Annotated in this window: 29 protein-coding genes, 1 tRNA gene and 1 pseudogene; 8 read left to right on the forward strand and 23 right to left on the reverse strand. The window is 60.3% G+C overall.

What is annotated here, in order from left to right:
• Window positions 1-213: 213 nt before the first annotated feature.
• On the forward strand, window positions 214-3,609 hold the full coding sequence (locus HU749_RS19570) for an ATP-binding protein (protein ID WP_186651494.1): 3,396 nt from the start codon (window positions 214-216) through the stop codon (window positions 3,607-3,609).
• Complete coding sequence (locus HU749_RS19575; RefSeq protein WP_013693775.1) at window positions 3,584-4,276, forward strand: response regulator; 693 nt, start codon at window positions 3,584-3,586, stop codon at window positions 4,274-4,276. Before HU749_RS19570 ends, HU749_RS19575 begins: the two co-directional genes overlap by 26 nt.
• A gap of 29 nt (window positions 4,277-4,305) precedes the next feature.
• Here HU749_RS19575 and HU749_RS19580 read toward each other — a convergent pair.
• The 10 genes and pseudogenes from HU749_RS19580 to thrS form a co-directional block, all read right to left on the reverse strand.
• Window positions 4,306-4,425 (reverse strand): annotated as a pseudogene (locus HU749_RS19580) (IS5/IS1182 family transposase); the annotation flags it as partial.
• 91 nt (window positions 4,426-4,516) lie between these two features.
• Window positions 4,517-4,593: transfer RNA gene (locus HU749_RS19585), tRNA-Pro, on the reverse strand.
• Window positions 4,594-4,683: 90 nt separating this feature from the next.
• Window positions 4,684-5,040 (reverse strand): MerR family transcriptional regulator, encoded by a 357-nt coding sequence (locus tag HU749_RS19590; protein WP_003179985.1) that lies wholly within the window; start codon window positions 5,038-5,040, stop codon window positions 4,684-4,686.
• Complete coding sequence (ihfA, locus tag HU749_RS19595; RefSeq protein WP_002553164.1) at window positions 5,021-5,323, reverse strand: integration host factor subunit alpha; 303 nt, start codon at window positions 5,321-5,323, stop codon at window positions 5,021-5,023. Before ihfA ends, HU749_RS19590 begins: the two co-directional genes overlap by 20 nt.
• Window positions 5,324-5,326: 3 nt before the next feature.
• Window positions 5,327-7,705 (reverse strand): phenylalanine--tRNA ligase subunit beta, encoded by a 2,379-nt coding sequence (gene pheT / locus HU749_RS19600; protein WP_186651496.1) that lies wholly within the window; start codon window positions 7,703-7,705, stop codon window positions 5,327-5,329.
• A 36-nt stretch (window positions 7,706-7,741) separates the two neighbouring features.
• Window positions 7,742-8,758, reverse strand: a complete 1,017-nt coding sequence (pheS, locus tag HU749_RS19605; RefSeq protein ID WP_046064612.1) for a phenylalanine--tRNA ligase subunit alpha — start codon at window positions 8,756-8,758, stop codon at window positions 7,742-7,744.
• Between the two features lie 109 nt (window positions 8,759-8,867).
• Entirely contained in the window at window positions 8,868-9,224 is a 357-nt protein-coding gene (rplT, locus tag HU749_RS19610) for a 50S ribosomal protein L20 (protein WP_002553161.1), read from the reverse strand.
• Between the two features lie 30 nt (window positions 9,225-9,254).
• Window positions 9,255-9,449: a 50S ribosomal protein L35 gene (rpmI, locus tag HU749_RS19615; RefSeq protein WP_002553160.1), complete on the reverse strand. Its 195-nt coding sequence runs from the start codon at window positions 9,447-9,449 to the stop codon at window positions 9,255-9,257.
• Window positions 9,450-9,509: 60 nt separating this feature from the next.
• A complete protein-coding gene (gene infC / locus HU749_RS19620) occupies window positions 9,510-10,061 on the reverse strand; it encodes a translation initiation factor IF-3 (RefSeq protein ID WP_169432615.1) in 552 nt (183 codons plus the stop codon).
• Complete coding sequence (gene thrS, locus HU749_RS19625; protein WP_003203626.1) at window positions 10,061-11,983, reverse strand: threonine--tRNA ligase; 1,923 nt, start codon at window positions 11,981-11,983, stop codon at window positions 10,061-10,063. Before thrS ends, infC begins: the two co-directional genes overlap by 1 nt.
• A gap of 372 nt (window positions 11,984-12,355) precedes the next feature.
• Between thrS and HU749_RS19630 the strand changes: the two genes are divergently transcribed.
• Together HU749_RS19630 and HU749_RS19635 are read left to right on the forward strand one after the other, a co-directional pair.
• Entirely contained in the window at window positions 12,356-12,658 is a 303-nt protein-coding gene (locus HU749_RS19630; protein ID WP_095962812.1) for a hypothetical protein, read from the forward strand.
• Between the two features lie 289 nt (window positions 12,659-12,947).
• On the forward strand, window positions 12,948-13,160 hold the full coding sequence (locus HU749_RS19635; RefSeq protein ID WP_003179963.1) for a cold-shock protein: 213 nt from the start codon (window positions 12,948-12,950) through the stop codon (window positions 13,158-13,160).
• Between the two features lie 68 nt (window positions 13,161-13,228).
• On the opposite strand, the gene HU749_RS19640 is transcribed toward HU749_RS19635, so the two are convergent.
• Both HU749_RS19640 and HU749_RS19645 read right to left on the reverse strand, forming a co-directional pair.
• On the reverse strand, window positions 13,229-13,543 hold the full coding sequence (locus HU749_RS19640; protein WP_186651498.1) for an I78 family peptidase inhibitor: 315 nt from the start codon (window positions 13,541-13,543) through the stop codon (window positions 13,229-13,231).
• Window positions 13,544-13,705: 162 nt separating this feature from the next.
• Complete coding sequence (locus tag HU749_RS19645; protein ID WP_186651500.1) at window positions 13,706-14,011, reverse strand: hypothetical protein; 306 nt, start codon at window positions 14,009-14,011, stop codon at window positions 13,706-13,708.
• Window positions 14,012-14,140: 129 nt separating this feature from the next.
• On the opposite strand from HU749_RS19645, the gene HU749_RS19650 reads away from it, so the two are divergent.
• Window positions 14,141-14,338 carry a hypothetical protein gene (locus HU749_RS19650; RefSeq protein ID WP_079304563.1) on the forward strand — a complete coding sequence of 66 codons (198 nt, stop codon included), beginning with the start codon at window positions 14,141-14,143 and terminating at the stop codon, window positions 14,336-14,338.
• A 46-nt stretch (window positions 14,339-14,384) separates the two neighbouring features.
• Here HU749_RS19650 and HU749_RS19655 read toward each other — a convergent pair whose 3' ends face one another.
• From HU749_RS19655 to HU749_RS19690, 8 genes are all read right to left on the reverse strand, one after another.
• Window positions 14,385-15,413, reverse strand: a complete 1,029-nt coding sequence (locus tag HU749_RS19655; RefSeq protein ID WP_186651502.1) for a nucleoside hydrolase — start codon at window positions 15,411-15,413, stop codon at window positions 14,385-14,387.
• Window positions 15,414-15,443: 30 nt separating this feature from the next.
• Complete coding sequence (rbsD, locus tag HU749_RS19660) at window positions 15,444-15,848, reverse strand: D-ribose pyranase (RefSeq protein ID WP_186651504.1); 405 nt, start codon at window positions 15,846-15,848, stop codon at window positions 15,444-15,446.
• Entirely contained in the window at window positions 15,845-16,759 is a 915-nt protein-coding gene (gene rbsK / locus HU749_RS19665) for a ribokinase (RefSeq protein ID WP_095962810.1), read from the reverse strand. The genes rbsD and rbsK overlap by 4 nt, the downstream gene beginning before the upstream one ends.
• Window positions 16,760-16,782: 23 nt before the next feature.
• Window positions 16,783-17,802, reverse strand: coding sequence for a LacI family DNA-binding transcriptional regulator (locus HU749_RS19670; RefSeq protein ID WP_014337544.1), 1,020 nt, complete (start codon window positions 17,800-17,802; stop codon window positions 16,783-16,785).
• A gap of 3 nt (window positions 17,803-17,805) precedes the next feature.
• Window positions 17,806-18,783 (reverse strand): ABC transporter permease, encoded by a 978-nt coding sequence (locus HU749_RS19675; RefSeq protein ID WP_186651506.1) that lies wholly within the window; start codon window positions 18,781-18,783, stop codon window positions 17,806-17,808.
• Window positions 18,780-20,333, reverse strand: a complete 1,554-nt coding sequence (locus HU749_RS19680; protein WP_186651508.1) for a sugar ABC transporter ATP-binding protein — start codon at window positions 20,331-20,333, stop codon at window positions 18,780-18,782. Before HU749_RS19680 ends, HU749_RS19675 begins: the two co-directional genes overlap by 4 nt.
• Window positions 20,334-20,391: 58 nt before the next feature.
• The gene (locus HU749_RS19685) at window positions 20,392-21,348 is read right to left on the reverse strand and encodes a sugar ABC transporter substrate-binding protein (protein ID WP_046064605.1); all 957 of its coding nucleotides are present in this window, start codon (window positions 21,346-21,348) and stop codon (window positions 20,392-20,394) included.
• A 133-nt stretch (window positions 21,349-21,481) separates the two neighbouring features.
• The gene (locus tag HU749_RS19690) at window positions 21,482-21,928 is read right to left on the reverse strand and encodes a hypothetical protein (RefSeq protein ID WP_186651510.1); all 447 of its coding nucleotides are present in this window, start codon (window positions 21,926-21,928) and stop codon (window positions 21,482-21,484) included.
• A 218-nt stretch (window positions 21,929-22,146) separates the two neighbouring features.
• Here HU749_RS19690 and HU749_RS19695 point away from each other — a divergent pair, with 218 nt between their 5' ends.
• Window positions 22,147-22,425 (forward strand): DUF1654 domain-containing protein, encoded by a 279-nt coding sequence (locus HU749_RS19695; protein WP_079304573.1) that lies wholly within the window; start codon window positions 22,147-22,149, stop codon window positions 22,423-22,425.
• 5 nt (window positions 22,426-22,430) lie between these two features.
• Window positions 22,431-23,120, forward strand: a complete 690-nt coding sequence (locus HU749_RS19700) for an endonuclease (protein WP_095962808.1) — start codon at window positions 22,431-22,433, stop codon at window positions 23,118-23,120.
• A gap of 144 nt (window positions 23,121-23,264) precedes the next feature.
• On the opposite strand, the gene HU749_RS19705 is transcribed toward HU749_RS19700, so the two are convergent.
• Window positions 23,265-23,630, reverse strand: coding sequence for an SPOR domain-containing protein (locus tag HU749_RS19705; RefSeq protein ID WP_014337537.1), 366 nt, complete (start codon window positions 23,628-23,630; stop codon window positions 23,265-23,267).
• Between the two features lie 247 nt (window positions 23,631-23,877).
• Between HU749_RS19705 and csrA the strand changes: the two genes are divergently transcribed.
• The gene (gene csrA / locus HU749_RS19710) at window positions 23,878-24,072 is read left to right on the forward strand and encodes a carbon storage regulator CsrA (RefSeq protein WP_003179932.1); all 195 of its coding nucleotides are present in this window, start codon (window positions 23,878-23,880) and stop codon (window positions 24,070-24,072) included.
• Window positions 24,073-24,264: 192 nt separating this feature from the next.
• Here csrA and HU749_RS19715 read toward each other — a convergent pair whose 3' ends face one another.
• Window positions 24,265-24,720 (reverse strand): DUF2214 family protein, encoded by a 456-nt coding sequence (locus tag HU749_RS19715; protein ID WP_095962806.1) that lies wholly within the window; start codon window positions 24,718-24,720, stop codon window positions 24,265-24,267.
• A gap of 200 nt (window positions 24,721-24,920) precedes the next feature.
• Window positions 24,921-26,303 (reverse strand): cysteine--tRNA ligase, encoded by a 1,383-nt coding sequence (gene cysS, locus HU749_RS19720; protein ID WP_079304579.1) that lies wholly within the window; start codon window positions 26,301-26,303, stop codon window positions 24,921-24,923.
• Window positions 26,304-26,317 lie beyond the last annotated feature (14 nt).

Below are 26,317 nucleotides of genomic sequence, written 5' to 3' on the forward strand. Positions count from 1 at the left end.
GTAAGCGCATACGTCATTTGACGTAGGGAAAAATGCACCAAGGCGGCGCAGGCTATTGCTCCAGGTCCCGACCGACCGGCACTGCGCACACGCGCGCGCAGGCACCAGCTGGCGCGGCAAGACGGCGTGGTGCAGGGCATGAAAATTGCTCGGCTATCCGCCACGGGCACACCCGCCAGGCAAGGAGCGCCTTGACCCCAGGAGTCTTTCACCGTGCTTCCACCTGGCACCCAGCGCATCGCCAAGATCCGTCGCGACTACAACAGCTGGGTCGCCGACGAAACCATGGAAGACTACGCCCTGCGTTACACACCAAAGTCCTTTCGCAAGTGGTCGGAACTGCGCATCGCCAACACCGCCCTGGGCGCGGTGTCGTTCCTGGCCCTGGAGGCGATTGGCGGGGTGCTGGCCCTGAGCTACGGCTTCACCAACACCTTCTGGGCGATCCTCGCCGTGAGCCTGATCATCTTCCTCACCGGCCTGCCCGTCAGCTACTACGCCGCCCGCTACGGCGTCGATATGGACCTGTTGACCCGCGGTGCCGGCTTCGGCTACATCGGCTCGACCATCACCTCGCTGATCTACGCCAGCTTCACCTTTCTGTTCTTCGCCCTGGAAGCTGCGATCATGGCCCTGGCCTTGGAGCTGTACTTCCATATCCCATTGGCCTTTGCCTATGTGATCTGCTCTGTGCTGGTGATCCCCCTGGTGGCCTATGGGGTGACCCTGATCAGCCGCCTGCAACTCTGGACCCAACCGTTGTGGCTGGTGCTGCTGGTGCTGCCCTACCTGTTTGTGCTGCTGAAAAACCCCGAGGCCTTCAGCGACTGGACCAGCTTTCAGGGCCGTGATACCGGCGGCGGCGATTTCAATCTGCTGGCGTTTTGCGCGGCCTGTACCGTGGCCCTGTCCCTGGTGACGCAGATCGGCGAACAGGTCGACTACCTGCGCTTCCTGCCGGAAAAAACCGCGGCCAACCGCAAGCGCTGGTGGGCCGCCCTACTCTGCGCCGGCCCCGGCTGGATCCTGCCCGGCGCCCTGAAAATGTTCGCTGGCGCCTTCCTGGCGTTTCTCGCCCTGCAACACGAGATCCCCATCGAGCGCGCTACGGAACCGACCCAGATGTACCTGGTGGCCTTCGGTTATGTGTTCGCCTCGCCGGAATGGGCCCTGGCGGCCATGGTGCTGTTCGTCTTCGTCTCGCAGATGAAGATCAACCTGACCAACGCCTACGCCGGTTCCCTGGCTTGGTCGAACTTTTTCGCCCGGGTCACCCACAGTCACCCCGGCCGCGTCGTTTGGCTGGTGTTCAATGTGGCGATTGCCCTGATGCTGATGGAGCTGGGGGTATTCGACGTCATCGACCAGGTGCTCGGTCTCTACGCCAACATCGCCATCGCCTGGATCGGCTCGGTGGTCGCCGACCTGGTGATCAACAAACCCTTGGGGTTGTCACCGAAACACATCGAGTTCAAGCGCGCTCACCTCTACGACATCAACCCGGTGGGCGTCGGCTCCATGCTGATTGCCTCGCTGCTGTCGGTCCTCGCCCACTTCGGCCTATTTGGTGCGCTGGCCCAGGCCGCCCCGCCCTTCGTCGCCCTCGGCACCTCGCTGGTCATGACCCCGCTGCTGGCCTGGGCCACCCGCAGCCGCTATTACATCGCCCGCACCAGCGATCCGCTACTGCTGCAACCGGTGGCACCGAGCACGCAGATCACCTGCGGCCTGTGCAGCAACCCGTTCGAAACCGCCGACATGGCTTTCTGTCCGGCCTACAGCACACCCATCTGCTCACTTTGCTGTTCGCTGGACGCGCGTTGCGGCGATCGCTGCAAACCCCACGGGCGTCTGTCGGCGCAGTTCGAAGCGCTGTTGCATTGGTTGCTGCCCAATGCAACGGTGCCACGCCTGCACACCCGGCTGGTGCATTACTTGGGCCTGCTGCTCGCACTGATCCTGATGCTCAGCGGCGCTCTGGCGCTGATCTATGGCCAGGCGTCCCAGGGGCTGCCCCACTCGCCGCAAGCCCAGGCGACGCTGTACCAGGCATTTTTCAAGGCCTTCCTGACGCTCTCGGTACTGGCGGCCATCCTCGCCTGGTGGGTGGTTCTGACGCGGGAAAGCCGCCACGTGGCCCAGGAAGAGTCGGACCGTCAGACCCAACTGCTGATGCAGGAAATCGAAGCCCACCGCTTGACCGACCAGGCCCTGCAAGATGCCAAGGAAGCTTCCGAGGCGGCCAACGCGGCCAAGAGTCGCTACGTCACCGGACTGTCCCACGAACTGCGTACGCCGTTGAACAGCATCCTCGGTTTTACCCAGATCCTGCAGCGCGACGCGGCCATGCCGGAGCAGCATCAGGATGCCCTGGCGACCATCCTGCGCAGCGGCTCGCACCTGCTGTCGCTGATCGACGGCCTGCTCGATGTGGCCAAGATCGAGGCCGGCAAACTGCGCCTGGAAGCGACGGAAATCCCCTTCCCGGAACTGATCCACGATCTGGAACTGATGTTCACCCCACAAGCCCGGGACAAAGGGTTGCGCTTTCGCCTGGAGCTGATCGGCAAGATGCCGGCGGTGGTGCGAGGCGACGAAAAGCGCGTCCGGCAGATCCTCATCAACCTGTTGGGCAATGCGGTCAACTTCACAGACAGCGGCGAGGTCTGCCTGCGGGTCAGTTACATGCGCGAGACGGCAACCTTCGACATCATCGACACGGGTATCGGCATCGACCCCGAGCACATCGAGCGAATCTTCCAGCCTTTCGAACGCGGTGATCTGATGCGCCAGGACAAGGGCGTTGGCCTGGGCCTGACCATTACCCGCATGCTCACCTCGCTGATGGGCGGCGAGTTGCAGGTCAAGAGTCAGCAGGACAAGGGCACCTGTTTCCAGGTGCGCCTGTTTCTCTCGCAAGTACGGGTGCCGCAGGCGGTGATCCATGTCGAACACGACATCATCGGCTACCAGGGGCCGCGGCGTCTGGTGCTGGTAGTGGACGACCATGTGGACCATCGCAAGGTCCTCAGCGGCATGCTCACGCCCCTGGGCTTTGAAGTGGTCCAGGCCAGCAACGGCCAGGAAGCGATTCGCCAGGTCGCCCTGCTGGGGCCGGACCTGATCCTCATGGACCTGTCGATGCCGACGATGGATGGCTGGGAAACCAGTCGGCTGATCCGCCGCAATGCGTTGTCCACGGCACCGATCATCGTGATATCGGCCAATGCCTTTAACGACGAGCGCGAGCGCAGCCTGGCCAGTGCCTGCAACGACTACCTTGCCAAGCCGGTACACACCCCGGAGCTGCTCGAACGGATCCAGAAGCAGCTCGACCTGCACTGGCTGCGCCGCGAAAAACCAGCCCCTGCGACATTCCCCGAACCGGGGATATTGCCCTCACCGCCTGACCTCATCGCCCTCGGCGAACTCAGCGCCATCGGCTACGTACGCGGTCTGCACGAAAAACTCGACGCCATCCAGGCCGAGACGCCAGCCACCGCCCCTTTCATCAGTTCGCTACGCAAGCTGCTGAAAAACTTTCGCCTGGACGAAATCAACCGCGCCCTCAAGGAGGCAGAAGATGAATGCACTGACCACAGTCGCTGAACCCGGTGTCGTGCTGATTGTGGACGACACCCCGGACAACCTCGCCATGCTCTCCGACGCCCTCAACGATGCCGGCTACATGGTGCTGGTGGCCCTCGACGGGCTCAGCGCCCTGAACCGCATCGAACGTCGGCGGCCGGACCTGATCCTGCTGGATGCGATGATGCCGGGCCTGGACGGCTTCGAGACCTGCCGGCGGATCAAAGAGCACCCGGCCAACGCCGATATTCCGGTGCTGTTCATGACCGCGTTGACGGAAAGCAGGCATGTGGTCCAGGGCTTTGAAGTGGGTGGCAGCGACTACGTGACCAAGCCGATCCAGACCGACGAAGTGCTGGCCCGGGTCGCCGCGCACCTGCGCACCTCGCGCATCCTGCTCTCGGCCCGAGCGGCGTCACAGCCAGCCGCGCCGAGCCTGGACGACGAGCCGGCGCACAGGGTGCTGTCGGCACGCTTTCAGCTCACCGGTCGGGAAGTCGAGGTTCTGCGCTGGGTGGCCTGCGGCAAGACCAACCGCGATATCGGCACCATTCTCGATCTGAGCCCACGCACCGTGAACAAACATCTGGAACATGTGTATGTGAAGTTAGGTGTAGAAACGCGCACAGCAGCGACCTCCGTGGCGTTGTCGGCCATGACCGATTCTCGCAACAGTGCTTCAAGGTAAGCCGCGATAGCCAGATGTAGTGTTGGATCTATTACCGGCCGCATCCGGCAATGGTCACAGTAGCGCCGCTGGGCTTCAGCATCGAAGCCCTTGTCAGCAAAAAGCCAGCGACAGCGTTTGCGAGGACGATCGCGCAATTGGGGGATATAAGGTTGCACGACTTGAAACACACGTCACGCAAAAGTCACGCACATGAAAAAGGCCAATGCTGTGAACATTGGCCTGAGTCATTGAAAAATATGGTCGGGACGGAGTGATTCGAACACTCGACCCCTAGCACCCCATGCTAGTGCGCTACCGGACTGCGCTACGCCCCGACTAGGCGTGAATCTTGTTCCGCTTCTCAGCGGAACGCTCAGGAATATATCGCAAGCTTTTGAAAACTGGAAGTATTTAAAAGCAGAAATTTATTTCTTGAGCACCACCAGTACATCTTCGAGCTCGGCGATCATCTGGCGGATCATCTGTTTGTACTGGGTTGTATCGTCTTTGGCCTCATCACCGGAGAGGCGCAGACGCGCTCCGCCGATGGTGAACCCCTGATCGTACAGCAACGCGCGGATCTGCCGGATCATCAGCACGTCTTGGCGCTGATAATACCGACGGTTTCCGCGGCGCTTGACCGGGTTGAGTTGAGGAAACTCCTGCTCCCAATAGCGCAGCACATGTGGTTTTACCGCACACAGCTCGCTGACTTCACCAATGGTGAAGTAGCGTTTGCCCGGGATGACGGGTAGTTCGTCGTTATGACTTGGTTCCAGCATAAGCCTCAACTCGGGCCTTCAACTTCTGCCCTGGACGAAAGGTGACCACACGGCGAGCCGTGATCGGGATTTCTTCTCCCGTTTTCGGATTGCGGCCAGGCCGCTGGCGTTTGTCCCGCAGGTCGAAATTGCCGAAACCGGACAATTTGACCTGTTCGTTGTCTTCCAGAGCGTGCCTGATTTCTTCGAAAAACAGTTCGACCAATTCTTTGGCCTCCCGTTTATTCAGGCCCAGCTCCTCATACAGACGTTCCGCCATCTCAGCTTTCGTCAGAGCCCCCATACGTCACTTCCTTAACGTGGCGTTCAACCTGTTTTCGAGCGAGGTGAGGATATTCTGCGTTGCGGTATTCACCTCATCGTCATTAAGAGTGCGCGATGGATGCTGCCAGGTCAAGCCAACTGCAAGGCTTTTTCTATGCGGATCAATGCCTTTACCCTGATACACGTCAAATAGCCTGAGGTCCGTCAGCCATTCGCCTGCATTTTCACGAATTACGTCCAGTACAGCACTGGAAGCAACCTCACGGTCGGCCAGCAACGCAAGGTCACGACGCACTTCAGGAAAGCGCGATAACTCCTGGAATTTCGGCATTTTCCCCAGTGCCACTTCGGCCAGAACCAGCTCGAAAACGAAGACTGGACGATCAAGGCCCAGGGTTTTCGACAATTCCGGGTGAATGGCACCGACATAGCCGACTTCACGCCCGTCCCGCTCGATGCGTGCGGTCTGCCCCGGGTGCAGCGCCGGGTGCTTGCCCGGGACGAAAGTGAATGCGTCTAGCGCGCCGGCGAAGCCCAGCACCGCTTCCACATCAGCCTTGACGTCGAAGAAGTCGACGACATCGCGACCTTGCGCCCAGCCTTCCGGCAGGCGACTACCGCAGACGACACCGGCCAGCATCGGCTCTTGTTTCAAGCCTTCCAGCTGACCGACAAAACGCAGGCCGCTTTCGAACAGCCGCACGCGATCCTGCTGGCGGTTCAGGTTGTGCTGGAGCGACTTGACCAGGCCTGGCCACAGGGACGAGCGCATGGCAGCCATGTCGTTGGAAATCGGGTTGGCCAGCAACAGCGGCTCGACACCCGGATTGAACAGCTCGAACTGACGTGGATCGATGAAGCTGTAGGTGATCGCTTCCTGATACCCACGGGCCACCAGCAGGCGGCGCAGTTCCGGCAGGTCGCTGCGGGCTTCAGCCTTGGCCTGTGGGGCCAGGCGTGCTTGCGGGTAGCGAACCGGCAGGCGGTTGTAGCCGTACAAGCGGGCCAGTTCTTCGATCAGGTCGACTTCCAGGCTGATATCGAAGCGATGGCTTGGCACTTCGACGCGCCACTGCCCTGCCCCATCGGCGCTGATGTTCAGGCCCAAGGCGCTGAGCAGGCGTTCGACTTCGGCCGGGTCCATTTCCATGCCCAGCATCTGGGTGATGCGCTGGGCACGCAGGGTGACCGGCGCAATCTTGGGCAGGTGCTGTTCGCTGACGGTCTCGATGATCGGGCCGGCTTCGCCACCGGTGATGTCCAGCAGCAGGCCTGTGGCGCGCTCCATGGCTTCACGGGCCAGTTGCCAGTCCACGCCACGCTCGTAACGGTGCGAGGCGTCGGTGTGCAGGCCATAGGAGCGGGCCTTGCCAGCGACGGCGATCTGGTCGAAGAACGCGCTCTCCAGGAATACATCGCGGGTCGTGGCGGATACGCCACTGTGCTCGCCGCCCATCACGCCGGCAATCGCCAGGGCGCGAGCGTGGTCGGCAATCACCAGGGTGTCGCTGCGCAGGGTCACTTCCTGGCCGTCGAGCAGTACCAGCTTCTCACCCTCTTCGGCCATGCGTACGCGAATGCCACCGTTGATTTCGGCGAGATCGAACGCATGCAGCGGCTGACCCAGCTCCAGCATCACATAGTTGGTGATGTCGACAGCGGCGTCGATGCTGCGCACGTCGGCGCGACGCAGGCGCTCGACCATCCACAGCGGCGTCGGCTTGGACAGGTCGACGTTACGGATCACACGGCCCAGGTAACGCGGGCACGCGGCCGGCGCGAGGACTTCAATCGAACGCACTTCGTCGTGCACGGCCGGCACGCTCGCAACCACAGGACGCGTCACGGGAGCGGCATACAGCGCGCCGACTTCACGGGCCAGGCCGGCCAGGGACAGGCAATCGCCACGGTTCGGCGTCAGGTCGACCTCGATGCTCGCATCGTCCAGGCCCAGGTATTCACGGATGTCCTGGCCAACCGGCGCATCCGCCGGGAGTTCCATCAGGCCATCGTTGCCTTCGCCAATCTGCAGCTCGGCCTGGGAGCACAACATGCCGTTGGACTCGACGCCGCGCAGCTTGGCTTTCTTGATCTTGAAGTCGCCCGGCAGTTCGGCACCGATCATGGCGAACGGGATCTTCAGGCCCGGGCGCACGTTGGGCGCGCCGCAGACCACCTGGAAGGTTTCCGCGCCATTGCTGACCTGGCAAACCCGCAGCTTGTCAGCGTCTGGGTGCTGCTCGGTGCCCAGCACCTCACCCACGACCACACCGCTGAAATCACCGGCGGCCGGCGTGACGCTATCGACCTCAAGGCCGGCCATCGACAGGCGAGCAACCAGCTCGTCCCGACTTACCTGCGGGCTTACCCAGCCGCGCAGCCATTGTTCACTGAATTTCATCCTGCTCTCCTATTAGATTCGTTACGGGTCTGCGGCTTAGCGAAATTGCGCAAGGAACCGCAAGTCGTTGTCGAAGAACAGGCGCAAGTCATTCACACCGTAACGCAGCATGGCCAGGCGCTCGACGCCCATGCCGAAAGCAAAGCCGGAGAACTCTTCCGGGTCGATCCCGGACATACGCAGCACGTTCGGGTGAACCATGCCGCAACCCATGACTTCCAGCCAGCCAGTCTGCTTGCAGACGCGGCAGCCTTTACCGCTGCACATCACGCATTCCATGTCGACTTCAGCCGATGGCTCGGTGAACGGGAAGTACGAAGGGCGGAAACGCACGGCCAGTTCTTTTTCGAAGAACACCCGCAGGAACTCTTCGATCGTTCCTTTCAGGTCAGCGAAATTGATGTCGCGATCAACCAGCAGGCCTTCGACCTGGTGGAACATCGGCGAGTGGGTGATATCGGAGTCGCTGCGGTACACACGGCCTGGGCAGACGATGCGGATCGGCGGCTGTTGCGATTCCATGGTGCGGACCTGTACCGGCGAGGTATGGGTGCGCAACAACATGTTCGCGTTGAAATAGAAGGTGTCGTGCATCGACCGGGCCGGGTGATGGCCTGGGATGTTGAGCGCTTCGAAGTTGTGGTAGTCGTCTTCGACCTCAGGGCCTTCGGCAATGCCGTAGCCGATGTGGGTGAAGAACTGCTCGATGCGTTCCAGGGTCCGGGTCACCGGATGCAGGCCACCGGAGGTCTGGCCACGGCCAGGCAGGGTCACGTCGATGGACTCGGCGGCGAGCTTGGCAACCAGATCCGCCTCCTCGAACAACGCCTTGCGCGCATTGAGGACCTCTGTGACACGCTCCTTGGCAACGTTGATCAGCGCACCGACCTGCGGGCGCTCTTCGGCTGGCAGGTTCCCCAGGGTCTTCATCACCTGAGTCAACTCGCCCTTCTTGCCAAGGTAGTGAACCCGGATTTGCTCCAGGGCATTGATATCTTCAGCGCTTTGCACAGCCTCTAGTGCTTGAGCGACCAGCGCGTCCAGGTTTTCCATGTACAGACTCCAGATACGAAATAGGGGAAGAGCTTTAAGGCTCTTCCCCTATTTATGACGTTTGACACCTGGGCCTACAGATGTAGGCCTCGGTGACTGCCGGGGGTACTTAAGCCAAGGTGGCTTTAGCTTTCTCGACAATCGCAGCAAACGCCGCTTTTTCGTTCACTGCCAGATCAGCCAGAACCTTACGGTCGATCTCGATGGACGCTTTTTTCAGGCCAGCGATGAAACGGCTGTAGGACAGACCGTTAACACGAGCACCAGCATTGATACGAGCGATCCACAGAGCGCGGAACTGACGTTTTTTCTGACGACGGTCACGGTAGGCGTATTGGCCTGCCTTGATTACCGCTTGCTTGGCAACACGGAATACGCGGGAACGCGCGCCGTAGTAGCCTTTAGCAAGTTTCAGAATTTTTTTGTGACGCTTACGGGCAATGACGCCACGCTTTACACGAGCCATGAGTTACTTCCTCTATTCTTGATCCAAAAATTAACGAAGGCGCAGCATGCGCTCGACTTTTGCCACGTCAGACGGATGCAGCAAGCTGCTACCGCGCAGTTGACGCTTACGCTTGGTCGACATTTTGGTCAGGATGTGGCTCTTGAAAGCGTGCTTGTGCTTGATACCGTTAGCAGTTTTCAGAAACCGCTTAGCAGCACCACTTTTAGTCTTCATCTTTGGCATGTTCGGATACTCCGCATTCAGTTGATAAACATAATCGCAAGGCCTGCCGTGCCCTGGTGATTACTTCTTCTTTTTCGGGGCGATGACCATGATCAGCTGGCGTCCTTCCATCTTAGGATGCTGTTCGACCGAACCGTACTCGAGCAGGTCTTGTTCAACCCGCTTGAGGAGTTCCATCCCCAGCTCCTGGTGGGCCATCTCACGGCCGCGGAATCGCAAGGATACCTTGGCCCTGTCCCCATCACTCAGGAAACGTACCAGGTTGCGCAGTTTTACCTGGTAATCCCCTTCCTCCGTCCCTGGACGAAACTTGATTTCTTTTACCTGAATCTGCTTCTGGTTTTTCTTCGCCGCGGCAATCTGCTTCTTCTTTTCGAAGATCGACTTGCCGTAGTCCATCACCCGGCAAACCGGTGGGACTGCGTCTGCGGAAATTTCTACCAGATCAAGCTTGGCTTCTTCAGCAATACGAAGCGCTTCATCAATCGAGACGATGCCAATCTGCTCGCCGTCAGCGCCAATTAACCGAACCTCGCGTGCCGAGATATTCTCGTTGATCGGGGCTTTCGGTGCAGCTCGTTTATCTTGTCTCATTTCACGCTTAATAATAATTACTCCAAATCTGGGCGACCACGCCGGGAAACCGCTTGCGCGAGAAACTCAGCGAATTCGGCGACGGGCATCGAGCCCAGGTCAGCACCTTCACGAGTACGCACAGCGACAGTCTGCATCTCGACCTCCCGATCTCCAATAACCAAGAGAAAGGGAACCTTGAGCAAAGTATGCTCGCGGATTTTAAAGCCGATCTTTTCATTTCTCAAGTCGGACTTGGCACGAAATCCGCTTTGATTGAGAGTTTTTTCGACTTCGGCGGCAAAATCTGCCTGTTTATCAGTGATATTCATGATCACTGCCTGGGTCGGCGCCAGCCACGCAGGGAACGCACCCTCGTAGTGCTCGATCAGAATCCCGACGAAACGCTCGAACGAACCGAGGATCGCGCGGTGAAGCATGACCGGGTGCTTGCGACTGTTGTCTTCGGACACATATTCAGCGCCCAGACGGATCGGCAGGTTGAAATCGAGCTGCAAGGTACCACACTGCCACACACGACCGAGGCAATCTTTCAGCGAGAATTCGATCTTCGGACCGTAGAAGGCCCCCTCGCCCGGCTGCAAGTCGTACGCAAGACCCGCACTATCAAGGGCTGCGGCCAGGGCCGCTTCGGCGCGATCCCACAGCTCATCGGAGCCGACGCGTTTTTCCGGACGAGTGGACAGCTTCATTTCGACTTCGGTGAAGCCGAAGTCACGATAGACGTCCATGGTCAGCTTGATGAAGGCGGCAGATTCGGCCTGCATCTGCTCTTCGGTGCAGAAGATGTGTGCATCGTCCTGGGTGAATGCACGCACGCGCATGATGCCGTGCAGCGCACCCGACGGCTCGTTGCGGTGGCAGGCACCGAACTCGGCCAGGCGCATCGGCAGCTCGCGGTAGCTCTTCAAGCCCTGGTTGAACACCTGCACGTGGCATGGGCAGTTCATCGGCTTGATGGCGTAGTCGCGGTTTTCCGACTGGGTGGTGAACATGTTGTCGGCGTAGTTGGCCCAGTGCCCGGATTTCTCCCACAGGCTGCGGTCCACCACTTGCGGCGTCTTGATTTCCAGATAGCCGTTCTCACGCTGGACCTGGCGCATGTACTGCTCAAGCACCTGGTACAGGGTCCAGCCGTTCGGGTGCCAGAACACCATGCCCGGGGACTCTTCCTGGGTATGGAACAGGCCCAGGCGCTTGCCGATCTTGCGGTGATCGCGCTTCTCGGCTTCTTCAATGCGCTGGATGTAGGCCGCCAGTTGCTTCTTGTCCGCCCAGGCAGTGCCATAGACGCGCTGCAACTGCTCGTTCTTCGCGTCGCCACGCCAGTAGGCGCCGGACAGCTTGGTCAGCTTGAAGGATTTCAGGAAGCGCGTGTTCGGCACGTGCGGACCACGGCACATGTCGACGTATTCTTCGTGGTAGTACAGGCCCATGGCCTGCTCGTCCGGCATGTCTTCCACCAGACGCAGCTTGTAGTCCTCGCCACGGGCCTTGAAGACCTCGATGACTTCGGCGCGCGGGGTGACTTTCTTGATGACGTCGTAATCTTTCTCGATCAGCTGCTGCATGCGCTGTTCGATGGCCGCCATGTCTTCCGGCGTGAAAGGACGCTCGAAGGCGATGTCGTAATAGAAGCCTTCGTCGATGACCGGGCCGATGACCATCTTCGCGCTCGGGTACAGCTGCTTGACCGCATGGCCGACCAGGTGCGCGCAAGAGTGGCGAATGATCTCCAGCCCCTCTTCATCCTTTGGCGTGATGATTTGCAGCGTGGCGTCGCTGTCGATGACGTCACTGGCGTCGACCAGCTTGCCGTTGACCTTGCCGGCCAGGGTCGCCTTGGCCAGGCCCGCACCGATGGATGCGGCGACCTCGGCTACGGAAACCGGGTGATCGAACGAACGTTGACTGCCGTCGGGAAGAGTTATAGTTGGCATGGCGCCTCCTCTCCTAGTGGTGACCCCTACCAAAGGTCACGTGGGTTGGGATGAGCCAGTACAAGATCCAGTCCAGGCCATTCAATGACGAACGCCTGCCTTACAGCGGCAGGAGCCTTGCGGCCAACCGGGGAAACCGAACCAGAGTGACTGGGATTCAAATCAGGGTTATTCGGGTTCTTTGCCGCCGGGACGAGCGAGTCATCCACAGCCTGGAAATAGCCGAGCCCGGCATGCTAGCACAGATGAACGGTCATCGCCGTGCTGGAATTGAAGCAGGCGTAAATCCAGGGTTTTTATGCCAGAGTGCTGAACTGAACCGAGCGCAACGCCTCAGATATCAAGACATCGACCCGAAAGGAGCATCTTCGCATGCGTCTCAATACCTTGTTTGCAGTAGTCGCCCCCCTCGCCCTGCTGCTTCCACTGACCGCCCATGCCGACTGGCCCAAAGGCGAGCGCGAAAAATACATGGCCCAATGCACGGAGGCGGCAACGCCCCAGATCGGCGCGGCCGCAGCCAAGTCCCATTGCGCCTGTGGCGCCGATGCGATCAAGTCCTACCCAGCCTCGGACATCCAGGCCTTGATGGACAACAAGGCCACCCCGGAACTGCAGCAAAAGGCACTGGGCCAGATCGCAAAATGCAAGGCCGACAACAAGCCGAAAAAGTGAGAAAACAGGCTTCCTGAACCGGCCCGGCAGGGTTGAAAAACACTGATTTCAGGCTTTTTTGAACGATTTATTCAGGTTTTACAGCTTTTTTTATCGTCTTCACTTTCGGCTGAAAGCCTTTAAAACCGGGCCTTTCAGCGGGTAAAGGCGGTAAAGTAAACACGACTGATTGGCAAACAGCGCGTCTGGGGGGGTCCCAAATCGAACATTTCGACTATGATACCCGGGTGTGCCCAGTTGGCCTGAGCAGCACAGTACACTGAAAATATATGTTTCTTGGAGATACACCATGTCTAATCGCCAAACCGGCACCGTTAAATGGTTCAACGATGAAAAAGGCTTCGGCTTCATCACTCCTCAAGGTGGCGGTGACGACCTGTTCGTACACTTCAAAGCTATCGAAAGCGACGGTTTCAAAAGCCTGAAAGAAGGCCAGACCGTTTCCTTCGTGGCTGAGAAAGGCCAAAAGGGTATGCAAGCTGCACAGGTTCGCCCAGAGTAATTTCTCGGCGCACTAAAAAAACCCCGTCCATGTGACGGGGTTTTTTATGGGCGATTGAAAACCGCCAATCAGCCGCAGTTCACCCGGTTGACCACCAGATTGGCATCGGTAATGAGGTTCAGGCGGTCGGAGCGGTACTCAAGCGTCACCATGTCGTTGGGCCTGAGAATCCGCGCATTCTGCGCGCCGGCACGGGTACGGGCCTGCTCCAGCAATTGCGGCGAGGCCTGCTTGCCAATGGCGAACTCGGCCGCCTGGGCTTCGCAGCGGCTATGACCGGTCTCGGTCGCCACGGGATCGGGGGTCGACTCGGAGGTGCTGCTGCAACCGCTCAAGACCACGGCGGCCAGCAGAGTACTCAGTGACGCGAGCTTCCAAGGCATGAAGCCTCCTTTTTTCGATAAATAAACAGAGAGCGTGCGACAACCCAAACGGCGCTTGGTTTCAACACCGCCGCCATCGGCCTGGCTCACCCGGAAAACCGGCAGTTTGCCTGAGCCGCCAGCGCTGTTCAGCGCTGAATCGTGACCGGATATGAACACCGCTCAATAAACATCGATGTAATCGAACGGGGGATTCGGCCAGTTATCCTTCAGCGCATTGTAGATCTGCATGACCCAGACCTCGTCGCTGGCAGCGACCCGCCCGACGTATCCCGAGCCCTTCGCCCAGGTTTCGAGCCGAAACAGCAAACCATCGATGTCAGCGCCACCGACCACACCCGAGGACAAATAGGCGATACCGCCCTTGGTCACGCGCAGCTGGGTATGTTCGTCATCACTGGCCGAGGCCAGCAATTGACGAACCGCCTCGAGGGTCAGGCCCTCCGGAGCGTTCAAATCGATCTGCACGGCGGGGCTCCTCTAAAAACAAAAAAAAAGAGTGTCGCACAGCCCTCCCCCAATGCCTAAGTCGCAGTGCCAAACCGGGGGCAAAAATGCTTAACTCCACTTACAGCCCTCCAACTCGCGAGCCCTACCATGAGCACCGTCAGCATCGAAGCCACCATCAATGCCAAATGGTCGGAGGGCCATAGCTCCTATAGCCCCGGCAGCCCCGAGGAACTGGCAATCATCGGCATAGAATTGCTGGTGAGGGAACTGGGGACGGAGGTCGCCCGCAACTTCATCCAGCAGGCATTCGAACGCTACCCAAGCACCGCCGACGCCGTGGACTGATGCTCACGCACCCGCAGGCCAGCCTGCGGGCGCACAGCCAGGCAGATTACTTGAGGCGCGCCAGGCGCTCGGTCAGCAGGTCGAAGAAGCCCTGGGCATCACCGTTTTCCACCCAGAACGCGTTCTTCGGCGCTTTCAGGCCGTCGTACCAGTCGACGATGGTCTGCCCGAACGTCGGGCCCTCGCGACTGTCCACCACGACATTGACCGAACGGCCAGTGAACAACTGCGGCTTGAGCAGGTAGGCAATCACCGTCGCGTCATGCACCGGCCCACCGGTCATGCCGTAATGCTCCATGTCGCCCTTGACGTATTCGTTGAGGATATCGCCCACCAGCTTGCTGGCATTGTTGTTCAGCGCCGCGATCTGCTTCAGGCGCGCTTCGCTGGTGAGGATCTTGTGGGTCACGTCCAGCGGCAGGTATGTCAGCTTCACGCCGCTCTTGGCCACTACCTCGGCCGCCTGCGGGTCGGCGAACAGATTGAATTCAGCCACCGGCGTGATATTGCCGCCGTTGAAATGTGCACCGCCCATGATCACCACTTCCTTGATGCCCTGGACGATGTCGGGCTCCTGCACCAGCGCCAAGGCCAGGTTGGTCTGTGGACCCAGCATGGCGATGGTGATGCTGTGGGGCTTGGCCGCCTTGAGGGTGTCGATCAGGTAGTTGACGGCATTGCCTTCGGCCAAGCCCTTTTTCGGCTCGTGCACGGTGACACCCGACAGGCCTTCCTTGCCATGGATGTTTTCCGCGTAGATCGGCGTGCGCATCAACGGTTTCGGCGCCCCGGCATACACGGGCACGTCTTCGCGCCCTGCCCATTCCCGCGCCAGGCGAGCGTTGCGCGAGGTCTTGTCCAGGCGCACATTGCCGGCAACGGTGGTCAGCGCACGGATATGCAGCTCCTCGGGCGACGCCAGGGCGAACAACAACGCCACCACGTCATCGGCCCCTGGGTCGGTGTCGATGATCAGGTCGATCTTTTCCGCCGCCTGGGCGCTCGTAGCGGTGATCAATGACAAAAGCAGCAGACTCCGGAACAGTTGATGCATTTTCTGAGCATAGCGGTGCATGGCGCACTCCTTGTGCAGGGTTGAACAGGATTAGAACGTCACTCCAGCGACCAGCACGATATTGCAGTACGGAGAGCACTCGCCTGTGCGAATGATCGCCCGCGCCTGTCGGCTGATGATCTTGAATTGTTCGTGGCTGACCAGCACCCGCTCCCCCAGCGCACCCTCGGCATGCAGCGCCTCCAGGGTCGTCAGCGCCGACGGTGGTTTTTCGAGGATCTCCTCGGCCAGGACATGGCTTTCCACCTGCATTTCGCTGAGCACCACCTTTAAGGTACTGACAAAGTCAGGAATGCCATGGGTCAGGGCCAGGTCGATCAATTCGACCTGGGGCGGCACGGGCAGGCCGGCATCACCGATGACCACCTTGTCGCCATGGCCCAGGGAAGCGATCAGTCGTGACAGTGCCACATTCAACAACGGCGTCTTTTTCATGATTTGAAAGCCTGTACTTCCAGCAACGTGGGGATCGAAGGCTGCGCGCCCGCGCGGGTGACCGACAGCGCGGCGGCGGCCTGGCCGAAACGAATCGCGTCGACCTCGCTTTTGCCGCTGGCCAGGGCTGCCGCGAAACCGCCGACAAAGGTGTCTCCGGCCGCCGTGGTGTCCACTGCCTTGACCCGCAGGGCCGGGAAGTGTTCGAAGCTGGCACCGTTGGCGAACATCAACCCCTGGGCGCCCAGGGTCACGATCACCTTGCCGGCGCCGGCGGCGATCAGATGCGCCGCGGCGGCTTCGGCGGTTTCCAGGGAATCCACCGCCAGTTCGCTCAAGACCGCTGCTTCGCTTTCATTGGGAATCAGGTAGTCGATGCAGGCGTACCAGTCGGCCGGCAATGTCCGGGAGGCTGGCGCCGGGTTGAGGATGACGATTTTGCCCAACTCACGAGCGCGCTTGAGGGCGTGGCCGACGGTGGCATCCGGCACTTCGAGCTGGCAGATAATGACATCGGCGCTTTGCAGCACTTCATCGACACTGTCCAGGACCTCGGCGGTGAGCGCACCGTTGGCACCGGCAACGATAACGATCGCATTCTGGCTGTTGTCGTCGACGACGATCAGCGCCACGCCACTGGCCCCCTCCACCACGCTGACCGCCTGGCAGTCGATGCCCTCGGCCAACAGCCCGCCACGCAACTGTTCGCCGTAGGCATCATTGCCCACGCAACCGACCATCGATACCTGCGCCCCCAGGCGCGCGGCGGCCACCGCCTGGTTGGCACCCTTGCCGCCCGGAATGGTGGAGAACGACTTGCCGATCAGTGTTTCACCACCGCGCGGCAGACGCGGCGCCCGGGTCACCAGGTCCATGTTCAGGCTGCCTATTACCACTACTTTTGCTGGCATACATCACTACTCATCAATTCGGTTCAGCGGTATTGGGCGAATGTACCGGACAGCGGTGCAGTCGACTCTCGCAGGACAATACTTGGTGTCACGATCCGCTGCTCGGTGGCAAGGCCCGGCGTCGCAATTCGTCGCAGCAGCACTTCGGCCGCCATCTCGCCGAGCTGCAGGATCGACTGCCCGACCGTGGTCAACGCCGGGTAGACATACCGGCTCATCTGGATGTCATCGAAACCGATGACCGACAGTTCGCTGGGCACGCGCACGTTGCGTTCAGCCGCGGCGCGCAGCACACCGATACCGATCATGTCGTTGGCCGCAAAAATCGCACTCGGCGGTTGCTGTTCAAGCAGTTGCGCGGCGGCGCGGTAGCCACCGGTACTGGTGAAATCGCTCTCGAGCATGCGCCCGACGGGCAGCTCGATCCCGGCCTCTTTCAGCGCACGGCAGTAACCGGCCAGACGCATCTGCGCCACGCTGGTATCGGCCGGGCCACCGATAAAGGCGATATCGCGATGACCCAGCTCCAACAGGTGCCGGGTCGCCAGGTAGGCGCCGTATTCATGATCGATGCGCACCAGGTCTGCGTCGACGCCGTCGAGCCCACGGTCGACAATCACCATGGGCGTGCGTACGTTGGACAGCCCCTCGGCCAGGCCGACATCGCCGCCGGCGGACGCGAAGATCAGGCCATCAATGCGTTTTTCCAGCAGCACCCGCAGGTAGCTGCGCTGCTTGTCCGGGTTGTCGTCGGAGTTGCACAGGATCACGCAATAGCCGTTGCGCTCACAATAATCCTCGATACCCCGGGCCAACTCGGCAAAGTAAGGGTTGAGGCTGTTGGGCACCAGCAGGCCGATGGTCGCCGTGGTCTTGGCCTTGAGCGAGCGGGCCACGGCGCTGGGCACGTAGTCCAGGCGCTCGATGGCCGCCTCGACCTTGAGCCGCACTTCCTCGCTGACCGGCCGCGTCTTGTTCACCACGTGGGACACGGTGGTGTAGGAAATTCCGGCGAGCGCTGCTACATCCTTGATAGTCGCCATGGTTCAGCCCCGCCGACTGGCGCGCTGGCTGCGATAGGTATCGAGCACGACCGCCACCACGATCACCGCACCGGTAATGATGCGCTTGGTCGGCTCAGTGGCGCCGATCTGCGCCAGGCCCGCCGCCAGCACGGAGATGATCAGCACGCCAAAGAAGGTGCTGATGACCGAACCGCGGCCACCCATCAGGCTGGTGCCGCCGATGACCACGGCAGCGATGACCTGCAGTTCAAGCCCTGAACCGGCGTTCGGATCCGCCGCCTCCAGGCGCGAAATCTGGAACAGCGCGGCCACACCGGCCAGCAAGCCCATCAGACTGAACACCAGGATCTTGTAGGGCTTTGGATTGATGCCGGCCAGGCGCACGGCTTCTTCATTGGTGCCGATGCCGATCAGGTAGCGGCCGAACACCGTACGGGTCAGCACCGCCTGGGCAATGAAGATCACCAGCAAGGCGATGATGAACGAAGGCGAGATACCAAAGGCGATGGGGTTGGACAGCCAGGCGAACGTGTCGCCGATGTAGGCAGTCCGCGAGCCGGTCATCTGGTACGCCAGGCCCCGGGCCATCTCCAGCACGCCGAGGGAGACGATGAACGATGGAATCCGCCACGCCACGGTAATCGAACCGGTGACCGTACCCGCCAGCGCCGCCACGGCCATGCCGAGCAAGGCCGATGGCCAGACGCTCCAGCCCCAGCCAAGCACGGCCACGCTGACCGTCGATGCGGCAAGTGCCAGCACCGACCCCACCGACAGGTCGATGCCACCGATGATCAGGATGAACGTCATGCCGACCGCCAGCACCATGAGATCCGGTATCTGGTTGGCCAAGGTGCTGAAGGTGTCATAGGACAAAAAATGGCTGCTCAGGGTCGAGAACAGCGCGATCATGGCCAGCAGCGCGCCAGCCAGGCCCAGGTAGGTCCCGAGGCCATAGAAATTGCCACTCGATTTGCCGACGGCAGATGCGGTTTTCATGAAAAATCCCTAGGCGCTGCTTCGTTGAGCAACGCATCACGTTTCTGGTAGCCGGCGAATGCGGCGGCAAGCAAGTCATCCTGGGTCCAACTGTCGCGCTCGAAGGTGTCGATCAGGCGTCCGGCGGACAGCACGCCGATCCGGTCACAGATCAACATCAGCTCCCGCAGGTCACTGGACACCACGACCAGCGCCTTGCCCTGGCGAGTCAGCTCGCCGAGCAGCGCATAAATGTCGAATTTGGCGCCGACGTCGATGCCACGGGTCGGCTCATCGAACAACATGACCGCGCAATCGCGTTCGAGCCAACGCCCGATCACGACTTTCTGCTGGTTGCCGCCCGACAGCTCGGACACCAACTGGGTCGGGCTGGAGCTGCGGATACGCATGGCATCGACCTGCCGCTGCGCCAAGGCCAGTTCGGCGCTGCCATTGACCAGGCCGGCGCTGGAGATCTCCGGCATGTTGCCCAGGGCAATGTTGGCGGCGATGGACTGGGTCAGCAGCAGGCCTTCGCCCTTGCGGTCTTCGGTGATCAACGCAATGCCATGGGCTACCGCATCCGAGGGGGAGCGAATGCTCACGACCTGGGCCGGCGAACCCAGCGCCACCGTGCCACTGTCAGCGGTATCGGCACCGAAGATCAGCCGCAACAGTTCAGTGCGCCCTGCCCCGATCAGACCGGAGATACCGAATATCTCGCCACTGCGCACTTCAAAGGACACGTCGCGGACCTTGTCGGAGCGTGTCAGGCCTTTAACGGTCAGCGCTGGCGCGCCCATCTGGCGTGGACCCAGGTCGATATGCTCGCCCAGCTCCCTGCCGACCATCAGGGTCACCAGTTGCTCGCTGTCGTAGTTAGCCATCGGCTCGACGCAGACCAGGTTGCCATCACGCAGTACGGCAATGCGCTGGGCGACCCGCGCCAGTTCTTCGAGGCGATGGGAAATGTAGATGATCGACACGCCGCGTGCCTGCAGGCGAGTGATCTGTTCAAAGAGCATCTCGACTTCGCGGGCCGTCAGCATGGCGGTCGGCTCATCGAGAATCAGCACATGGCAATCGCCAATCAGGTTGCGGGCGATCTCGACCATCTGCTGGTGACCGATCCCCAGCTCGCCGACCAGCGTGTCGGGATCGATGGCATCGAGCCCCACCTGGGCCATGGCCTCGATGGCCGCCTTGCGCAATTGCTTGCGACTGATCCAGCCGCCGTGGCTGGGCAGGTTGTCGAGAAACAGGTTTTCAGCCACGGAAAGGGTCGGCAGCAGGTTGAGTTCCTGCATCACCATGCGCACGCCCAGCTCTTCAGCCTGGGTCCGGCTGCCAGGGCGATAATCCTGACCTTGAAATTGCATCTGCCCGGTCGTCGGCGTCACCAGCCCGCCGATGATCTTGGACAAGGTGCTTTTGCCGGCGCCATTTTCACCGGTCAGCGCCAGCACTTCACCGCGCATCAACGTCAGGTTGATATCGGTCAGTACCGGCTGGGCATAGGTCTTGCCGATACCGCTGACGCACAGGACAGCGTTCGGGTCGCGAACGGACATAACAAACTCTCCAATGCGCTCGCCCGGATGGGCGAGCACCGTTGTGTCGCCAGGATAACTACTTGGTCACCAGCTCGACCGGAGTTTCGATAACGCCGTTGGTGCCGCTGTCGACTTTTTCGCCCTTGAGCATCTTCAAGGCCGTCTCGATGCCGAACACGGCCTGTTTGGCGGCGAACTGGTCGGCCGTCGCCAGGACACGACCATCCTTGAGCATCGGCTTGATGGCATTGATGTTGTCGTAGCCGACCACCTGCACCTTGCCCGCCTTGCCCGCCGCGCGCACGGCCGACACGGCGCCGACCGCCATGCTGTCGTTACCGGCCAGCAGTGCCTTGATGTTCGGGTATTCGCTGAGCATCGACGCGGCAACCTGGTTGCCCTTGTTGATTTCCCAGTCACCCGATTGCAGGGAAACGACCTTGACCTGCGCCGCTTCCATCGCATCCTTGAAGCCCGCGGTGCGTGCCTGGGCATTGGTGGTGGTGGACACGCCTTCGATGATGCCGACTTCGTCACCGGCCTTGAGCTGCTTGGCCAGGTACTCGCCCACCAGGCGCGCACCCTTGCGGTTGTCCGGGCCTACGAACGGCACGGTGATGTTCTTGCTCTTGACCACGGCCGGATCGAGCTGGTTATCGATGTTGATCACGGTGATGCCAGCGTCGACGGCTTTCTTGATCACCGGCACCATGGCCTTGGAATCCGCTGGTGCGATGATCAGGGCATCGACCTTGGATACGATCATCTGCTCGACGATGCGGATCTGGTTGGCGGTGTCGGTTTCATCCTTGATCCCGTTGGAGATCAGGTCGAAATCGGCGGAGTGTTCCTTCTGATACGCCTTGGCGCCGTCTTCCATGGTCAGGAAGAACTCGTTGGCCAGGGATTTCATGACCAGGGCGACCTTGGGTTTTTCTGCGGTCTGGGCGAATGCCGAGGAGATAGGCAGCGCAGCGGATGCGGCCGCGAGCATGGCAACAGCGAGAAGGCGTCCAGCGAATGGCAACTTCATGGGTTCACTCCGATCTTATGATTATTGTGAGCAAATCAATGCACGGAACGCCGCGCAAACGTTTGCGTGAAGTGAACTATGGTAAGGCTTCGGGGATTTGTCAACGTTGCGATTTCATCCGCAACGTCGCCGTTCAGACCGTCGTATTGACCACCGTACCTGAACTGGCGCCCTTTGCCAGCTCCGTGACCAAGTGGCCGGTGACCTCCAGCAACGCGCCACTGGTGTCGGCGATCTGTCCCTGGAGCGCCATGACCGCCGAGGTCTTGGCTTCCGGCGTCGGATAGTCCCGCGACTGCGCAGCGGCCAGTTGTTGTTGCTGCTCCCGCATCTGCTGCTGAAGCTCTTGCATCCGCTTGAGCAATACCTGGACGGCAATGCTCTGGGTGCTGCCGCTCTCTTGCGCCTGATCGGTCGCTTCAGCGCCCGTACCCGTACGGACCTTGCCGGGTGTTGGTGTTTCGCCCAGGGTCCCATTGGCGGCCTCGGTACCCGCCTCGTTCAAGGCCTTCAGGGTCGCTGCGGACTGACCGCCGATGGTCACGGCCGCCGCATTGGGAAAGCCGACAGAAAACGACATATCAAAACTCCATGGAGGGGATTCCTATGCAGGGCATCGCCCGCCGAGCCCATTTCTTTAGCGTTCGCGCAAATCCGTCACAGGCCAGGGCGGTTGAGCCACCCGTTTATTCCAGACAATAAAAAATTCCTTTCTCCTACACCAAAACGAAAAAAGCGCTGTCAGACGATTTTCTTGAATTTTAAGTAGTTGCGTAAACGCCTACGGTTAAATACTGTATGCACGTACAGCTTAATAAGGATAACCCTGTGGCCACGCCCTCCGCTGCAACTACCCCCTTAGATTCCTATACGCGACTCGGCCTGCGGGTCTCGAAAATCATCAACGCCCCCACTGCGCAAAAAGCCAAGGCAGCCCTGATTTTCCGCCTTCCCGACGAGCCGGTGGATGAGTGGGAGCGCCTCCTGGAAGAAATCGACGAGAACGACAACGTGACCCTCGCCTATCGCGACGATGGTGGTGTGCAGGTTTTCTGGGTTGTGCCGAAGGAAGATTGAGCCTGATGAGTGTTCGCTGTTTAGCTTTATTGCTTGTGTTTATCGCCATCGGCGCACAGGCCGGTGCACCGCGCACCTTCAACGAAGCCAAGAAAGTCGCCTGGAAACTCTACGCACCGCAATCCACCGAGTTCTACTGTGGCTGCAAATACACCGGCAATCGCGTGAACCTGGCCGCCTGCGGTTATGTACCGCGCAAGAATGCCAGCCGTGCCGCCCGTATTGAATGGGAACATATTGTCCCGGCGTGGCAGATCGGCCATCAGCGTCAATGCTGGCAACAAGGCGGTCGCAAGAACTGCACCCGCCATGATCCGGTCTATCAACGGGCCGAGGCCGACCTGCATAACCTGGTGCCGAGCATCGGGGAAGTGAATGGTGATCGGAGCAATTTCAGTTTCGGCTGGCTGCCGGAACAAAAGGGCCAATACGGCTCATGCCTGACCCAGGTGGATTTCAAGGCCAAGAAGGTCATGCCCCGCCCTTCTATCCGGGGAATGATCGCCCGGACCTATTTCTACATGAGCAAGCAATATGGCCTGCGCCTCTCGAAACAGGACCGGCGCTTGTATGAAGCCTGGGACAAGACCTACCCGGTCGAAAGCTGGGAACGTCAGCGCAACCAGAGCGTGGCGTGCGTCATGGGGCGCGGGAACGAGTTCGTGGGGCCGGTAAATTTGAAGGCCTGCGGCTGACCTCGCATTTATGAAACTGTGGGAGCGAGCTTGCTCGCGATAGGGGCATGTCAGTCAACATCAACATTGGCTGATCCACCGCTATCGCGAGCAAGCTCGCTCCCACAGGTTTTGTGGCTTGACTGACTTGTTTGTGCTGCCCGATTACTGGGCCGTCGGGTAATCCACCACCAACGTCTCGATGTTACGTTTTTTCGCCCGGACCAGGGCAGCCGTCACCTGTTCCTGCTTGGCTTCGGCCTCGGCCTTGGAACTGAAAGGACCGACCAGGACGCGCACCTTGCCGTTTTCCCGCACCACGTTCGACATGAAGCTGTGTTCGATGAGCCAACCGGTCAGGTCGCTGACTGCTTGCGGCGTCTCGCCGCGAACCTCGACGGCCCACTGCGGGGCGGCAGCGGCGGCCGGTGCGGAGGTCGCTACGGGCTTGGGTTTCGATGCTTCGACGTCACGCCCTTCACCGCATCCTGCCAGCACCAATACCGCGATAACCCAAGCCAATTTGCGCACAACGTTTCCCCCGGAAGACATGAGGCACGGATTTTAGCACCCGTGACCGTCAAGATCGCCGCAAACAATGCTCAAAACACGAGAATCCTGCCCGGCGTCTCTGTATAGTCGCACCCTGGGAATTAATGCAGCATCTGCACGTCAGAAAGAGGCACCCACATTGTGACACTTAGCACTAATCTATAAGCAGTACCGACATCTGCACTGTCTGAATCAGGTGCCCTATAAAGCAATCAAGGAGAACACCATGCTGATACTCACCCGCAAAGTCGGTGAAAGCATAAACATTGGTGACGACATCACGATCACCATTCTGGGCGTAAGCGGCCAACAGGTCCGGATCGGCATCAACGCCCCGAAAAACGTTGCGGTGCATCGCGAAGAGATTTACCAGCGTATTCAGGCGGGCCTCACTGCCCCCGATAAGCCGCAAACTCCCTGAGCCTTGCTGCAGTCCGTAGCCAGCCCGTTTGCATCGCCGCAATGGCTGGCTAAAGATTCCGGTCGACCGTGCATCACCCTGCCCGCCCCTCCTTTTTCGTCCAACCCGTTGAACCGATACTAATGACATGGCGCTTAGCATGGCTGTCAGACGTTTCGTTTTAATGATGACGAAGCAGGCGTTCGCGGTCGGTCAACCCAGGCTCACACCGCGCGCCATGCCCGTGGCGGCGACCACCATCAAGATCAGCAGCAAGGCTTCGATGTGGCTGATCCGTGCAAACCGGCCGGCTTTCGAAGGATCGATCGCAGCCCCTTTGCCCAGCGCCATCCGCCATTTGATCAGGGCGATCATTGGCGCGACCTCAAGCAACAGGATCAGCAGGAGCAAGGTCATCTTCAGGTGAAACAGCGGTTGGTGCAGGTAATAGTCCGTGCCTTTTTCGTACCCACCGAACGCACGCATCCCACCGGTCACCAACAGCACCAGCGCCGACAGGCCCCACACGTTGTCAGCGATCAAGACACCCCGAACCGCGTCCACACCGCCCGCCAGGCGCCGCAGCGCCGTGCCGCGCGCCAGCACCGCCCAGAACCCGAGGGCGAACGCCAGCAGATGAATTGCCGCAAGCGACCAATGAGCCAACATGGAAGAACCCTGTCAGAGAGAACGTCGAATCGACCTGACAGTACTAGCTCATAAAACAATGATTGCCAGGCTGGCCACAAAAAAATGTGGGAGCGAGCTTGCTCGCGATGGCGGTGTATCAGTCGACAACAATGTTGCCTGACATTCCGCTATCGCGAGCAAGCTCGCTCCCACAGGGGTACGGCGAGCTTTAGAAGATCTTAGTCCGCCAGACGCCAGGTCGTGCCGCCCTTCCCATCTTCCAGCACCACACCCATGGCGGTGAGCTGGTCGCGGATGCGGTCGGATTCGGCCCAATCCTTGTTGGCGCGCGCAGTCAGGCGCGCCTGGATCAACGCCTCGACTTCGGCGGCGTCCACGCGGCCTTCGGCACCGGCCTGCAGGAAGTCATCAGCTTCGAGCTGCAACACACCCAGTACGCTGGCCAGTTCTTTCAGGCGGGCCGCCAGACCGGCCGCCGCATTGAGATCGCTCTCACGCAGGCGGTTGATCTCACGCACCATTTCGAACAGCACCGCACACGCTTCCGGCGTGCCGAAGTCGTCGTTCATCACTTCGGTGAAACGCGCCACGAACGCTTCGCCACCGGCGGCAGGCACGCTCGGCAGGCCCTTCAACGCGTGATAGAAACGCTCCAGGGCACCCTTGGCATCCTTGAGGTTGTCTTCCGAGTAGTTGATGGCGCTGCGGTAGTGGCTCGACACCAGCAGGTAACGCACGACTTCCGGGTGGTACTTGTCGAGCACGTCGCGGATGGTGAAGAAGTTGTTCAAGGACTTGGACATCTTCTCGCCATTGATCCGGATCATGCCGCAATGCATCCACGCGTTGGCGTAGGTCTTGCCGGTGGCCGCTTCGCTCTGGGCGATTTCGTTTTCGTGGTGCGGGAACTCCAGGTCGCTGCCGCCGCCATGAATGTCGAAGGTCTCGCCCAGGCAGCAGGTGGACATCACCGAGCATTCGATGTGCCAGCCCGGACGCCCGGCGCCCCACGGCGACTCCCAGCTCGGCTCACCCGGCTTGGCGGCTTTCCACAGCACGAAGTCCAGCGGGTCCTGTTTCGACTCGTCGACTTCGATACGCGCGCCGATGCGCAGGTCTTCGATCTTCTTGCGCGACAGCTTGCCGTAGCCCATGAACTTGGCGACGCGGTAGTACACGTCGCCATTGCCCGGTGCGTAGGCGTAGCCCTTGTCGATCAAGGTCTGGATCATGCTCAGCATGCCAGGGATGTGATCCGTGGCACGGGGCTCCAGGTCCGGCTTGAGGATATTGAGGCGCGCCTCATCCTCGTGCATGGCCTTGATCATGCGCTCGGTCAGCGCATCGTAAGGCTCGCCGTTTTCGCGGGCACGGTTGATGATCTTGTCTTCGATGTCGGTGATGTTGCGCACGTAGGTCAGGTCATAACCGCTGAACCGCAGCCAGCGGGTCACCAGGTCGAAGGCGACCATGCTGCGACCATGACCAATGTGGCAGTAGTCGTACACGGTCATGCCGCAGACGTACATGCGGACCTTGTTGCCATCCAGCGGCTTGAAGACTTCTTTGCTCTTGGTGAGCGTGTTGTAGATCGTAAGCACAGGGTTTCCCTTAA

Origin of the sequence: Pseudomonas ogarae, from assembly GCF_014268695.2 — a bacterium.
Lineage (GTDB): Bacteria > Pseudomonadota > Gammaproteobacteria > Pseudomonadales > Pseudomonadaceae > Aquipseudomonas > Aquipseudomonas kilonensis.

Bases quoted from the DNA above. Each gene is read 5' to 3' on its own strand.
- csrA (WP_003179932.1), top strand. From the start codon at position 23,878: ATGCTGATACTCACCCGCAAAGTCGGTGAAAGCATAAACATTGGTGAC.
- HU749_RS19675 (WP_186651506.1), bottom strand. From the start codon at position 18,783: ATGAAAACCGCATCTGCCGTCGGCAAATCGAGTGGCAATTTCTATGGC.
- HU749_RS19630 (WP_095962812.1), top strand. From the start codon at position 12,356: ATGCGTCTCAATACCTTGTTTGCAGTAGTCGCCCCCCTCGCCCTGCTG.
- ihfA (WP_002553164.1), bottom strand. From the start codon at position 5,323: ATGGGGGCTCTGACGAAAGCTGAGATGGCGGAACGTCTGTATGAGGAG.
- HU749_RS19670 (WP_014337544.1), bottom strand. From the start codon at position 17,802: ATGGCGACTATCAAGGATGTAGCAGCGCTCGCCGGAATTTCCTACACC.
- pheS (WP_046064612.1), bottom strand. From the start codon at position 8,758: ATGGAAAACCTGGACGCGCTGGTCGCTCAAGCACTAGAGGCTGTGCAA.
- HU749_RS19655 (WP_186651502.1), bottom strand. From the start codon at position 15,413: ATGCACCGCTATGCTCAGAAAATGCATCAACTGTTCCGGAGTCTGCTG.
- HU749_RS19680 (WP_186651508.1), bottom strand. From the start codon at position 20,333: ATGTCCGTTCGCGACCCGAACGCTGTCCTGTGCGTCAGCGGTATCGGC.
- HU749_RS19640 (WP_186651498.1), bottom strand. From the start codon at position 13,543: ATGCCTTGGAAGCTCGCGTCACTGAGTACTCTGCTGGCCGCCGTGGTC.
- HU749_RS19590 (WP_003179985.1), bottom strand. From the start codon at position 5,040: ATGCTGGAACCAAGTCATAACGACGAACTACCCGTCATCCCGGGCAAA.
- HU749_RS19715 (WP_095962806.1), bottom strand. From the start codon at position 24,720: ATGTTGGCTCATTGGTCGCTTGCGGCAATTCATCTGCTGGCGTTCGCC.
- rplT (WP_002553161.1), bottom strand. From the start codon at position 9,224: ATGGCTCGTGTAAAGCGTGGCGTCATTGCCCGTAAGCGTCACAAAAAA.
- HU749_RS19685 (WP_046064605.1), bottom strand. From the start codon at position 21,348: ATGAAGTTGCCATTCGCTGGACGCCTTCTCGCTGTTGCCATGCTCGCG.
- HU749_RS19700 (WP_095962808.1), top strand. From the start codon at position 22,431: ATGAGTGTTCGCTGTTTAGCTTTATTGCTTGTGTTTATCGCCATCGGC.
- HU749_RS19690 (WP_186651510.1), bottom strand. From the start codon at position 21,928: ATGTCGTTTTCTGTCGGCTTTCCCAATGCGGCGGCCGTGACCATCGGC.
- thrS (WP_003203626.1), bottom strand. From the start codon at position 11,983: ATGCCAACTATAACTCTTCCCGACGGCAGTCAACGTTCGTTCGATCAC.
- rbsD (WP_186651504.1), bottom strand. From the start codon at position 15,848: ATGAAAAAGACGCCGTTGTTGAATGTGGCACTGTCACGACTGATCGCT.
- HU749_RS19650 (WP_079304563.1), top strand. From the start codon at position 14,141: ATGAGCACCGTCAGCATCGAAGCCACCATCAATGCCAAATGGTCGGAG.
- rpmI (WP_002553160.1), bottom strand. From the start codon at position 9,449: ATGCCAAAGATGAAGACTAAAAGTGGTGCTGCTAAGCGGTTTCTGAAA.
- HU749_RS19575 (WP_013693775.1), top strand. From the start codon at position 3,584: ATGAATGCACTGACCACAGTCGCTGAACCCGGTGTCGTGCTGATTGTG.
- HU749_RS19635 (WP_003179963.1), top strand. From the start codon at position 12,948: ATGTCTAATCGCCAAACCGGCACCGTTAAATGGTTCAACGATGAAAAA.
- HU749_RS19695 (WP_079304573.1), top strand. From the start codon at position 22,147: ATGCACGTACAGCTTAATAAGGATAACCCTGTGGCCACGCCCTCCGCT.
- pheT (WP_186651496.1), bottom strand. From the start codon at position 7,705: ATGAAATTCAGTGAACAATGGCTGCGCGGCTGGGTAAGCCCGCAGGTA.
- rbsK (WP_095962810.1), bottom strand. From the start codon at position 16,759: ATGCCAGCAAAAGTAGTGGTAATAGGCAGCCTGAACATGGACCTGGTG.